Source organism: Salinivibrio sp. PR919 (genome assembly GCF_001995355.1).
Taxonomy (GTDB): domain Bacteria; phylum Pseudomonadota; class Gammaproteobacteria; order Enterobacterales; family Vibrionaceae; genus Salinivibrio; species Salinivibrio proteolyticus.
Map to the genome: position 1 here is coordinate 1 of NZ_MUFL01000046.1, position 12332 is coordinate 12332.

12 protein-coding genes are annotated in these 12332 nt (G+C 51.1%); 5 read left to right on the plus strand and 7 right to left on the minus strand.

Annotated features, from left to right (window positions below):
• The 7 genes from BZG83_RS10010 to BZG83_RS10040 all read right to left on the minus strand — a co-directional run.
• Nucleotides 1-283, minus strand: a 283-nt coding sequence (locus BZG83_RS10010) for a VC2046/SO_2500 family protein (RefSeq protein WP_274532436.1), incomplete at its 3' end; no start/stop codon positions are given.
• 98 nt (nucleotides 284-381) lie between these two features.
• Complete coding sequence (locus BZG83_RS10015) at nucleotides 382-1389, minus strand: alpha-L-glutamate ligase-like protein (protein WP_077480352.1); 1008 nt, start codon at nucleotides 1387-1389, stop codon at nucleotides 382-384.
• Nucleotides 1370-2935: an inactive transglutaminase family protein gene (locus BZG83_RS10020; protein WP_077480353.1), complete on the minus strand. Its 1566-nt coding sequence runs from the start codon at nucleotides 2933-2935 to the stop codon at nucleotides 1370-1372. Before BZG83_RS10020 ends, BZG83_RS10015 begins: the two co-directional genes overlap by 20 nt.
• 9 nt (nucleotides 2936-2944) lie before the next feature.
• Nucleotides 2945-3736: an ATP-dependent zinc protease family protein gene (locus BZG83_RS10025; protein WP_241825790.1), complete on the minus strand. Its 792-nt coding sequence runs from the start codon at nucleotides 3734-3736 to the stop codon at nucleotides 2945-2947.
• 295 nt (nucleotides 3737-4031) lie between these two features.
• Complete coding sequence (gene cmoB / locus BZG83_RS10030; protein ID WP_077480355.1) at nucleotides 4032-5003, minus strand: tRNA 5-methoxyuridine(34)/uridine 5-oxyacetic acid(34) synthase CmoB; 972 nt, start codon at nucleotides 5001-5003, stop codon at nucleotides 4032-4034.
• Nucleotides 5004-5025: 22 nt separating this feature from the next.
• Nucleotides 5026-5754, minus strand: coding sequence for a carboxy-S-adenosyl-L-methionine synthase CmoA (gene cmoA, locus BZG83_RS10035; protein ID WP_077480356.1), 729 nt, complete (start codon nucleotides 5752-5754; stop codon nucleotides 5026-5028).
• A 102-nt stretch (nucleotides 5755-5856) separates the two neighbouring features.
• Nucleotides 5857-6735 carry a DUF72 domain-containing protein gene (locus BZG83_RS10040; RefSeq protein ID WP_077480367.1) on the minus strand — a complete coding sequence of 293 codons (879 nt, stop codon included), beginning with the start codon at nucleotides 6733-6735 and terminating at the stop codon, nucleotides 5857-5859.
• 271 nt (nucleotides 6736-7006) lie between these two features.
• Here BZG83_RS10040 and aspS point away from each other — a divergent pair, with 271 nt between their 5' ends.
• The 5 genes from aspS (at nucleotide 7007) to ruvB (ending at nucleotide 12287) form a co-directional block, all read left to right on the plus strand.
• A complete protein-coding gene (gene aspS / locus BZG83_RS10045) occupies nucleotides 7007-8782 on the plus strand; it encodes an aspartate--tRNA ligase (RefSeq protein WP_077480357.1) in 1776 nt (591 codons plus the stop codon).
• Between the two features lie 199 nt (nucleotides 8783-8981).
• Nucleotides 8982-9728 (plus strand): YebC/PmpR family DNA-binding transcriptional regulator, encoded by a 747-nt coding sequence (locus BZG83_RS10050; protein WP_069591057.1) that lies wholly within the window; start codon nucleotides 8982-8984, stop codon nucleotides 9726-9728.
• Nucleotides 9729-10250 (plus strand): crossover junction endodeoxyribonuclease RuvC, encoded by a 522-nt coding sequence (ruvC, locus tag BZG83_RS10055; RefSeq protein WP_069591060.1) that lies wholly within the window; start codon nucleotides 9729-9731, stop codon nucleotides 10248-10250.
• Between the two features lie 390 nt (nucleotides 10251-10640).
• The gene (ruvA, locus tag BZG83_RS10060) at nucleotides 10641-11270 is read left to right on the plus strand and encodes a Holliday junction branch migration protein RuvA (protein WP_069591062.1); all 630 of its coding nucleotides are present in this window, start codon (nucleotides 10641-10643) and stop codon (nucleotides 11268-11270) included.
• Nucleotides 11271-11273: 3 nt separating this feature from the next.
• Nucleotides 11274-12287, plus strand: a complete 1014-nt coding sequence (ruvB, locus tag BZG83_RS10065; RefSeq protein ID WP_069591064.1) for a Holliday junction branch migration DNA helicase RuvB — start codon at nucleotides 11274-11276, stop codon at nucleotides 12285-12287.
• Nucleotides 12288-12332 lie beyond the last annotated feature (45 nt).

The following is a 12332-nucleotide window of genomic DNA, read 5'->3' on the forward strand; positions in this document are numbered from 1 at the left end:
GGTGGAAGGCATCGGCTTGCGCACCAGCACGAACGTAATCTTCTTCATTACTGGCCGCCAACGGCTGAGGTGGGGCAAGCTGAAATTGACGACGTAGAACCTCATCATTAGTGGTCTTTTCGTCAAGCGGTGAGAGTGGTGTTGACTCATTGGCATCACCGGACATCAGGGCGAGCATCAACGCAAAATCAGAGCGACGTCCTTGCGTCACTGCATGATTCAGATTGTCTCCAAACTGCACATCACTAATGATGCGTGCTTTGTCGATGGTGTGCACTGTCACTGTCGGCGCCTTACCTTACATGTCAAACCAATGAGTCGGTTACTTTGGTTATCGGCAAGGCGCAGAGAACTTTAGTTTTTTTTTGCCTACTGAGCGTTTTAACTGACTTTCGCTAACCGCGGCTTCAGTGGCTGAGTTTGCTGGCCAGCAAAGTGACGCATGGAAAACTCAACGCGCGCTTCGGGTAACGGTGGATAGCGACAAGGCGGTAAAGACTCGATCAATCGCAGTCTGGGCAACAAGCCACAGCCATTGGCGATTTGAATCGCAAGCCCGGGACGAGCATTGAGCTCCAACACCATTGGGCCTTTGTCTTTATCAAGCACCATATCGGTGCCCATGTAACCGAGCCCAGTCATCTCCCACGCACTGGCGGCAAGGGTGAGCAATTGCTGCCAATGTGGAACCCTAAGCGTATACAAGTCTTGGTGCGTATCAGGGTGGTGAGTGATGGGGCTGTTAAATTGCACCGCTTTTAATGCATAACCAGTTGCAAGATCCAGCCCAACCCCAACCGCGCCTTGGTGCAGGTTAGCCTTACCGTCTGACGCTGAGGTTGAGAGACGCATCATCGCCATCACAGGATAGCCTTGAAACACAATCACACGAATATCAGGCACGCCTTCATAACTAAAGCCGTTAAAGCTGTCATCGAACGCGATTAAGTTCTCAACCACCGCCACATCGGCTTTACCGCCGAGGGAAAACAAGCCCGCCAAGGTGTTGGTAATATGGCGTTCAACGTCGTCATGACTGACTTCTTTGCCGGAGGCTTTAAAATAGCGCCCTTGGTGATTTTGAGTGATCACCATGATCCCTTTACCGCCAGAGCCCTGGGCTGGCTTAATCACAAAGCCCGGCCAGTTTGCGACCATAGCGTGAATGCGCTTAACATCCGCTTGGCTATCAATCACACCAATCAAGTCCGGCACCGTCGCGCCGGCTTGTTGTGCAATCAGTTTGGTTTTGAGCTTATCATCCACCAGTGGATACAAGCGTCTATCGTTGTAGCGGCCAATATAACGAATATTGCGTTGGTTCATGCCCATCACGCCCGCGTCATTGAGGCGAAAGGGCGACGCCAGTTTAGCGAGGAGTGTTCGCATCATCACCTCCTGAGGTGGGCGCAAGGCCGTGACTTTTTTCATTAGCAGCAAGTGGGCGGAAGCGCTTCAGCTCAGAGAGGCGATAGCCCGTGTAGTTACCCAGCATTAAGATCAGGGCCAGAATCACTAACTGCACACCAATGAAGTTAAAGGTCAGATGGCGAACCAACTCATTGGTCATCGCGAGATAGACCAGCACGGCGGTGAGAAGCGAGCCGCCTCCWTGAACAACCACCTCTTTGGCGCCTTCTTCTTCCCATAGAATGGACATCCGTTCTATGGTCCATGACAAGATGATCATTGGGAAGAAGGTAATGGTCAGTCCTTCGATTAAGCCGATGTGGAACGCAATCACACTGAACACGGCGATAATCAAAATCACGGTAATAATCACCGCGGAGATTCGCGCCACCAGCAATAAGTTGAGCCGGGAGAGATAACTTCGGATCACCAAGCCCGTACCAACAATCAGCACAAAGCCAACAATGCCGGTGATTAATTGGGTTTGCACAAACGCGACTGCAATCAATACTGGCATAAAGGTGCCAGAGGTTTTTAAGCCAACAATGACCCGCAAGAACACCACAATCAGCGCGCCAATTGGGATAAGCATGATGGTTTTGAACATCGCTTGCTCTTCAATCGGCAAGCTATGGATCGAAAAGTTGAGCAGATCGTCGGCGTTCACTTTGGCGGTGGTCGCCTGCTGCGGGCTGATATCCTGAGAAATGATTGAGAAGTTGACATGACTGTGCTCACCGCCTGTCACTTCAAGCAAAGGACCGCCCCGTTGGTTCCATAGGAGAACGTCGTCGCGATGGCCATTTTGTCCGGTGGTGAGATCGAATAAATGCCACTGTGTGTCTTGCCACACTTGGATCATTGGTGAGATGCTTTGGCGACGGCGACCGTCTTCTAACTTCAAACCACCCACAACGCGGGCATGGATCCCTTCTAGCGCCAATGTCTTTTGAACCGCATCTGGCTTATCAAAGGCGTTAAGCAACAATGCCGCGTTTTGGCTGTCGGTGCTGTTAAATTGTTTGATTAGCTCTCTGGTCAGGGTGATGTTATCCGCCGAACGAGAGCGAGCACGATCGAGTAAGGCGAGCGCAGCGTTTTTAGCCGCATTGTCCATTACCGGGGCAGCAACGGTGTCGTGCTCCGGTGGCGTCATGGTATAGCGGGCACTGTCATCCACCAGCATTTGGTTTTTGAAATAAAGGGTTTGTTCGCCGGTGGCGGTGCGCGTTGACCATTGCGCTTGGCGACCATAGTCGGTGTCAAGCAAAGAAAACCCATAGCCTGATGACGAGGTGCTTTCGTCAATCAGAGTCAGGCCGGGTTGGCTATCGGGCGCGGCAAGATTCACCTTCACCGGCCCACCGGTGGCATCAAAATTGATGCGCGCTTCAATCTGCCACACTTGGCGAGTTTCATCAGCGAGCCATGGCACGCCGTAAACCATATGACGGTATGCGCTTAACGCGATACCTGCCAAGACCAGAAAACCGATTAAAAAGTAAAATGGAACACGTGAAACCATAAAGGTGACCTATTTTTGGTTAGCGTCGTTACTGCTAGCGTCCGGTTGCGTTTCAGGCTCGTACTTGGGGTGAATATGTTCTTGGCTGACATCGACCACTGCGAGATCTTTGAAGAACTCTCGGCCCAGTAGGACGGGATATTCCATGTTGGTGCGATCAGCGAGCGTAAATTGGGTTTTTTCGTGGATACTGCCGACACGGATCCAAGCTTCCACAACTGGACGGCGATCGGTTTTATCGGTGGAAGATTGGCGAATACGCACCCAGCGCTTCACCGGCATTTCCATAAACACGGGTTCGTCGTTATTTTCGCTGTGATTGACGTTAAACTTCACCCAAGTATCACCATCGCGCTCAAATTCTTGAATATCCACAGCATTCAATGAAGATGTTTCGGCGCCGGTGTCAACGCGAGCTTGGAATGTGCTTTCTACCGCGTCAAACCATACCCATTCACGGGCACCCAAYAAGACTTTATCGTCGTTGACCGGGACACGAACCACTTTCTCTTTCACCTTTACTTCCGGTTTGGCATCCGCCATGTTGGCGTACACTTTCGCTTGGGTACGCTGCATCACTTTCAGTTGGCTTTCGATCGCACTGATTTTGTCAGACAGACGAGAAAGCGCATCATCATGATTCGATAATGACGTGGATAGAGTTTGCTGTTGCTGATTGGTTTGTGCGGCAACATGGTCAATTTTGTCCAATGTTTCTTGGTGTTGGTGCTGTGAGGTGAGGGTACAACCTGACATCGTTAAAAAGAGCGCACTAATCAGTGAGCAGCGAAATAACATCATAATCTCCAACCGGTGCAAAAATGGCTCAATCACGCCTCAGTCAGGCGCCGAACGGTGAGCGCAAATTCTAATCGATGCGGCGAAGATGGGTAGGGGTATTCTGTCAAAAGTTAGTCAGGATTGACTGAGTGATGGTTTTATCGACGTTTTCTGTCACTTTTTGCCCGTTATCTTTTTGATCTGGATAGAAAATATGGCGTGAACGGGAAATAAAGTCGAGGCGGTTAAATAATGTTCTGCTTGCTGAACGTCAAGCCAAGGTGCGCCTCTTGTCAAACCAAGAGGCGCACAATCATTAATCAGGGTTACGTGCGACCAAAATGGCACGTTTAGGGGCGGGATAGCCTTCTACCGTAAGATGCGGATTGGCAGGGTCAAGGTAATCGGGCAGTGAATTATGGGTCATCCACTCGGTACTGCGCTGCTCATCCGTGGTGGTGACGCACTCATCGACAATACGCACATCGACAAATCCGACTTTCTCCAGCCACACTTTTAACGCGCGGGCAGACGGGAAAAAGTAGACGTTACGCATTTGTGCATAACGGTCGGAGGGGACCAATACCGCGTTTTCATCGCCGTCAATCACCAGCGTTTCCAGTACCAGCTCGCCATCTTTACGCAATTGATCTTTGAGTTGGATCAGATGATCGAGCGGGGAGCGGCGGTGATATAACACACCCATACTAAACACAGTGTCGAATGCACGCAGCGCTGGTAGTTTTTCGATCCCTAAAGGCAAAAGGTGAGCGCGCTGGTCGTTGCCCATCAAGCGGCGGATAGCGTCGAACTGCATCAAGAAAAGCTCTGATGGATCAATACCGACGGTCAGCGCAGCGCCTTCCCCCAACATACGCCACATGTGATAGCCATTACCACAGCCAACATCCAAGATGTAACGGCCTTTGAGTGGCGAAATATGAGGAAGCACACGATCCCATTTCCAGTCAGAGCGCCATTCGGTATCAATATCAATGCCATGCACCTGATACGGACCTTTGCGCCACGGATGGAAGCTACGTAATAAGTTTTCGAGTTTTTTGCGTTCACCGGACGGCAGGCTTTGGTCATCGCCAATACGCACCGCATCTTTCAGTTCAACCGTCTCGGGCGCGGTAGTTGGGATCTTATTAAGCACCTTAATCCACTTCGGCATATCGCCATGCGGCTGGTTTTGCCACTCCGCTAATTGGGCTGGGAGAACCTCCAACCAGTGGCTTAGGCGATTTTTGGCAATAAGCTGATAGAAGTCAGAAAAATCAAACATGAAACTACTCGTACCGGTTGGCTTACTTGATGGCTAGCATAGAGCCGAAGTTAAAACACTGGAACCACATGGCAACACTACTAAAACCGATATCACTCAATCGGGCTTTGTGGGTGCCAATACTGTCTGGACGCATGACGTTCTCAAGGGCGCTACGCTTTTGGCTAATTTCTAGCTCGCTGTACCCATTGGCACGTTTAAAGTCATGGTGTAGGTCAATCAAAAGCTCGTTGGCGGTGTCATCATCAAAGCAGTACTTTTCCGATAAAATCAGAATGCCACCGGGATTAAGTCCTTGATAAATTTTGTTTAACAAGGCTTGGCGGTCGTCAGGACTTAAAAATTGCAGGGTAAAGTTAAGCACAACCATAGACGCATTTTGGATCTCGATATCTCGAATATCCGCTTCTTTGACCTCTACGTCAGCGGCACCACGGTATGCATTTACATGGAGACGACAGCGTTCGACCATCGCCGATGAGTTATCTACCGCGATAATCTGGCAGCTTGCGTGTTCGATATGGCGACGCATCGATAAGGTGGCCGCGCCCAATGAACAGCCCAAATCGTAGATATTGGTATTTGGCTTGGCAAAACGCTGCGCCAACATCCCAATCGCCGAAATGATATTGCTATAGCCCGGTACGGATCGTTGAATCATGTCCGGAAAGACTTCGGCGACGTTCGCGTCGAAGGTAAAATCACCCAGTTTTTCAATGGGCGCCGCGAAAATTTTATCCTGATTAGCCATGAGAGCCCCTACAAATCAGCCAATGCCCAGCAGTAAAAGCGGCGTATTGTAGTGAATTTTTCCCCGTCTGTCTTTATTCTGCCTTGCCATTGTCCCAGGCGATTACAGCAGCGAGAACTGCTGTGACTGTGCCGCCCGTTGCACACTGGCGAGAGGGGGTGATAATTCAAGGCGTTGGTAAAGCGCCGCGGCAAGCGCAGGAGCCTGATCATTATCTGAAGTATGGATCATTAAATAAGGTGTTTTCCCTTCATTCATCCAGWGCTGCAATTTGGCGATCCACGGCGTAAAGAACGCGGCATTTTCATCGAGAGTTGGGTGACCGATAAAGCGCACCATGGGCGCATCATGGGTGGCGATAGCATGAACCGGCACGCGGGGCTTTTTCTGTTGTGCGTCAATAATCGCCGGCGAGTCCGGTTTGGCGGCGAACACGGGGCGGCTGTCCATGATCACACGATTCGCCTTATGTTCCAGTAACAGGCGATTCAATTGACGCTCGGCGTCGCCTTTGGCAAAAAATGCTGGGTGACGGACCTCGACGCCAACTGAAAAATCCGCGGGTAATTGCTTTAAAAAAACAGCCAATGCCGGCAAGCCCTCGGGACCAAAACGGGCAGGGAGTTGGATGGTCCATTGCCCTACCTTTTCATGGAGCGGCGCCATCAGGGTGATGAAATCTTGCGTCAATGTTTGTGCATGGCGCAATTGGCACTGATGGGTAATGGTTTGCGGAAATTTAAAGGTAAACCGAAACGTATCCGGCGTAGCCGCGGCCCAATTGGCGACTGACGTGCTCGAGGGTGAGGCATAAAAAGTCGTATTGCCTTCAACCGTATTAAACACCTCCGCATAGCGCGCTAAACGATCGGCCGTCTTAGTGCCCGGAGGATAAAAGTGATGTTGCCAGCTGGGGTGGGACCATTGTGTCAGCCCAAGGCGCAGGGGCGGTACGGAAACGTGATTTAACGTCAGGGACATGGCTTGGCTTTTATCGGTCAATCGAGATGGTGATAGCCTAATCGGAAGTGCGCCAAAAAACCATTCATCGCCCAAACAGAATAAAAAAGCGCGATCGCTTTACCAAGGGAGGGGCTTTTCCTTTATAATGGCAGGTCTTTGACAGTAACGGCACCAATGGGGGCGTACCGTCAGGTACGACAGACGCTGTTACCCGAATTCCCCTCAGTATTTGGCAGGCTTGTGCCCAAGGGGGCAAGCGGAATAATCAGAATCAGATCAGGAATACTCTATGCGCACCCAATATTGTGGTCACCTGAATAAAGCCCATGTCGGGCAAGAAGTAAGTCTTTGTGGTTGGGTTAACCGTCGTCGTGATTTGGKCGGATTGATTTTTATCGATATGCGAGACCGTGAAGGGCTCGTGCAGGTCGTGATCGATCCTGATATGGGTGATGTTTACGAGCAAGCGAACAAGCTACGTAACGAATTCTGTATCCAAATTCGCGGTGAAGTGCGTGCGCGTCCAGACAGCCAAATCAACCGTGATATGGCGACCGGTGAAGTTGAAGTGGTGGCAACTGGGTTAGACATCATTAACCGCAGTGCCCCGTTACCGATCGACTTCAACCAATTCATCTCTGAAGAACAGCGTTTGAAGTACCGCTATCTTGACCTGCGTCGTCCAGAAATGAGCGACCGCATCAAATTGCGTGCGAAAGCGACCAGCTTCGTCCGTCGTTTCTTGGATAGCAATGACTTTTTGGATATCGAAACGCCGGTGTTGACCAAAGCRACSCCAGAAGGCGCRCGTGAYTACTTGGTKCCWAGCCGTGTGCACAAAGGCARCTTYTATGCSYTGCCRCAATCRCCWCAGCTGTTTAARCAGTTGTTGATGATGTCMGGKTTYGAYCGTTACTACCAAATCGTGAAGTGCTTCCGTGATGAAGACTTGCGTGCTGACCGTCAGCCAGAATTTACACAGATCGATATCGAAACCTCGTTCATGAGCGCCGAGCAAGTGCGCGAAGTGACCGAGAAAATGATTCGCGAAATGTGGCAGTCGCTGCTTGACGTCGACTTGGGTGCCTTCCCAGTCATGAAATATGAAGAAGCGATGCGTCGCTTTGGCTCTGACAAACCGGATCTGCGTAACCCGCTTGAAATCGTCGATGTGGCGGATCTGGTCAAAGACGTTGAATTTAAAGTCTTCTCAGGCCCAGCAAACGATGAAAAAGGCCGCGTTGCCGTCATCCGTGTACCGGGCGGTGCCAGCCTGTCTCGCAAGCAAATTGACGAATACACCAAGTTTGTGGGTATCTATGGCGCCAAAGGACTTGCATGGCTGAAAGTCAATGACCGTGACGCAGGCTTGGACGGTGTTCAGTCACCGGTAGCGAAATTCCTTAATGCGGACGTGGTTGAAGGGATCCTTTCACGTACTGAAGCACAAACCGGTGATATCATCCTGTTTGGCTCAGATAAAAAGTCAGTAGTCACCGAAGCGTTGGGCGCATTGCGCGTGAAGCTTGGTCTGGATCTCGAACTGACAGATACCCAAGCATGGGCACCGCTGTGGGTGGTTGACTTCCCAATGTTTGAGGAAGACGACGAAGGTAACCTTCATGCAATGCACCACCCATTCACCGCGCCAACTGACGTGACCCCAGAAGCGCTGAAAGCGAATCCGGCAGCGGCGAACTCGAATGCTTACGACATGGTTATCAATGGCTATGAAGTGGGTGGCGGCTCAGTACGTATCCACAACCCAGAGATGCAAGCGGCAGTATTCGAAACCCTTGGTATTGGCGAACAAGAGCAGCGCGAGAAGTTTGGCTTCTTGCTGGATGCACTCAAATTTGGTACCCCACCACACGCAGGTCTGGCGTTTGGTATGGACCGCTTGGTGATGCTGCTGTCTGGCACTGAAAACATTCGTGACGTGATTGCTTTCCCGAAAACCACGGCAGCGGCCTGTTTGATGACAGATGCGCCAAGCATTGCTAACGAAGCAGCGCTTGAAGAACTGGCGCTTAGCATTACTGCGGCGGCGGAACAAAGCGAGTAACGTCATCCAGAGACGATAAGTCCGWTCACGGGCAACAGCGTTTGTCCGTTAACTCCCATGACTAAGTGCGATACCTATCTCGCGGTATGGCCTTAGTATGCGGGGATTTTCATCAACGCGCCTCCGACTGCAAAGCCAAGGCGCGTTTTTTCTTATTACTCCTTTCACGTGAGGGGAGCGCAAAAAACGGAGAGTCGATATGGCAGGTCACAGTAAGTGGTCGAACATTAAACACCGTAAAGCCGCTCAAGACGCGAAGCGCGGTAAGATTTTCACCAAACTAATCCGAGAAATTGTGGTGGCAACCAAAGAAGGTGGCCCCGAAGCAGAAACCAATCCTCGCCTGCGTGCCGCGGTCGATAAAGCGCTGTCTAACAATATGACCCGTGACACCATCAATCGTGCGATTTCGCGCGGTGCGGGCGGTGATGGCGACGACAACATGGAAACGGTGATCTACGAAGGCTACGGTCCTGCGGGGACGGCGGTGATGGTAGAGTGCATGACCGACAACCGTAACCGTACCGTGTCTGGTGTGCGTCACGCATTCTCAAAATCAGGCGGTAATCTGGGGACAGATGGTTCGGTGAGCTTCTTATTCGAGAAAAAAGGTGTAATCACCTACGCTTCAGGGCTTGACGAAGATGCGGTGATGGAAGCCGCGTTGGAAGGGGGAGCCGATGATGTGGTGACTTACGACGATGGCTCGATGGATGTCTACACCACGCCAAATGATTTCGGCAATGTAAAAGATGCCTTGGACAAAGCGGGTTTCGAGGCAGAGCGTGCTGAAGTCACACAAGTACCGTCGACCAAAGCGGAGCTGGATGCGGATACCGCCCCTAAGCTACTGCGTCTTATCGATATGCTAGAAGACCTTGACGATGTGCAAGAAGTCTACCATAACGGTGATATCTCCGACGAAGTGGCAGCGAGCTTAAGTTAAATGGCAATCATACTGGGCATTGACCCAGGTTCGCGGATCACCGGCTACGGCGTGATCCGCCAACAAGGCCGGCATTTGGAGTACCTTGGCAGCGGCTGTATTCGTACCGACAGTGAGGATTTACCCGGCCGGCTCAAGCAAATTTATGCGGGGGTGAGTGAAGTGATCACCCAATTTCAGCCGGATAACTTTGCGATTGAGCAAGTGTTTATGGCGCGTAATGCCGACTCCGCGCTGAAGTTGGGTCAAGCTCGCGGCAGTGCTATTGTCGCGGCCGTGAATGCAAACTTACCGGTGTCAGAATATGCGGCCCGTTTGATCAAACAAGCCGTCGTGGGGAAAGGCAGTGCGGATAAAAAGCAGGTGCAGCACATGGTCACCCATATGTTGAAGCTCAATGCCACCCCACAAGCCGATGCTGCCGATGCGCTTGCCGTGGCGATTTGTCATGCGCATACCTATCACACCATGATAGCGATGGCAGGCAAAGCTAGCTCCGCGCGTCGCGGGCGGTATCGATAAAAGCGCTTAGGGATTTTGAATACAGAGCGCTTCGCTTACGGAGTACGGAAAGAGACGAGACGCTTCGCTTCTAGAGACTAGAGGCTAGAAACTGGATAAAGCAGATCATGCTCGCACTGAGGCTATTGCTTTTTCTGTACTCTGTATTCCGTCATCGGTATTCGGGATCTTGAACACAGAGCGCTTCGCTTACAGAATACGGAAGAGCAGGAAGTAGTGCCTAGGATCCCAGGACCTAGGCCCTTTTTCTGCAGGGACAGGCACGATATGCTTTTCCGTATTCCGTATTCCGTATTCCGTATTCCGTATTCCGCCCGTCGTCAATCAGACTGGATATAGATCCAGTTATTATTTATCCTTGTCGACAAAGTAAAAAACTGAGAGCACATTGTGATAGGCCGATTACACGGAACCCTGCTAGAAAAGCAGCCCCCTGAGATTTTGATTGATGTCAATGGCGTTGGCTATGAAGTGAGTATGCCGATGAACTGTTTGTATCAATTGCCAGAAGTCGGTGAGGTGGCCACCATTTATACGCATTTTGTAGTGCGCGAGGATGCGCAGCTTTTGTTTGGCTTTAGTGGTAAACGTGAGCGAGCCTTGTTTCGAGAAGTGATTAAGGCCAATGGCGTCGGACCCAAACTGGGCTTGGCGATTTTGTCCGGCATGACGGCTCACCAGTTTGTCGATAGTGTTGAACATAATGATGTGTCCACCTTGGTTAAAATCCCCGGCGTAGGTAAGAAGACGGCAGAGCGTCTGGTGATTGAAATGCGCGATCGGTTGAAAAACTGGGAGGCATTTGATCTCTTTACGCCTTATACCGACGCCGCCGATGGAAGCGGTGCACCGACGCGTCAGGCGCCGACCACTGTCTCATCTGCTGCTGACGAAGCAGTGAGCGCGCTGGTGGCGTTGGGCTATAAAGCCGCGCAGGCTGAGAAAGTGGTGAAACAAATCGCAACCGACGAAATGAGCAGTGAAGACGTCATCCGACACGCACTGCGTTCAATGGTGTAATCCATGATAGAAGCTGATCGTTTAATCTCCGCGCAAGCCAATCATGATCGGGAAGAAGACGTGATTGACCGCGCGATTCGTCCCAAATTATTGGACGATTACCAAGGGCAAGATCATGTCCGTGATCAAATGGAAATCTTTATCCATGCCGCACGTAAGCGACAAGAGGCGTTGGATCATCTGTTGATTTTCGGCCCGCCGGGGCTGGGGAAAACCACCTTGGCAAACATTGTCGCCAATGAAATGGACGTTAATATTCGTACCACTTCAGGCCCTGTATTAGAAAAAGCCGGCGACTTAGCGGCGCTTTTGACCAACCTTGAACCGCATGATGTCTTATTCATTGATGAAATTCACCGTCTAAGCCCAGTGGTTGAAGAAGTGCTTTATCCGGCGATGGAAGATTATCAATTAGACATTATGATTGGTGAAGGACCAGCGGCACGCTCCATTAAGATTGATTTACCACCGTTTACCTTAGTTGGTGCGACAACACGGGCAGGCTCCTTGACTTCGCCACTGCGCGATCGTTTCGGGATCACCCAACGGCTTGAATATTACAATGTTCATGACTTAACGGGGATTGTAAAACGCAGTGCTCACTGCCTCGCGCTTTCGATGGAAGACGAAGGCGCAGTAGAAGTAGCACGCCGCTCTCGCGGGACACCACGTATTGCGAACCGACTGTTGCGCCGTGTACGAGACTATGCCGAAGTGAAAGGCAGCGGCCACATTTGCGCGGATATTGCGCAACGAGCACTGGATATGCTGGATGTGGATAGCCAAGGGTTCGATTACATGGACCGTAAGCTACTCAATGCCATCATTGAAAAGTTTGATGGTGGACCGGTTGGGTTAGATAATTTAGCGGCCGCGATTGGCGAAGAAAAAGACACCATTGAAGATGTGATTGAGCCGTATTTGATCCAACAAGGCTATTTGCAGCGCACGCCGCGAGGTCGCATCGCCACCCAACGCGCTTACCTGCACTTTGGCTTTGATCTACCGCAGCCCTAAAACAGGTCAAGCAAAATAATTGATAAATCGCCCCATTGGCCGCCA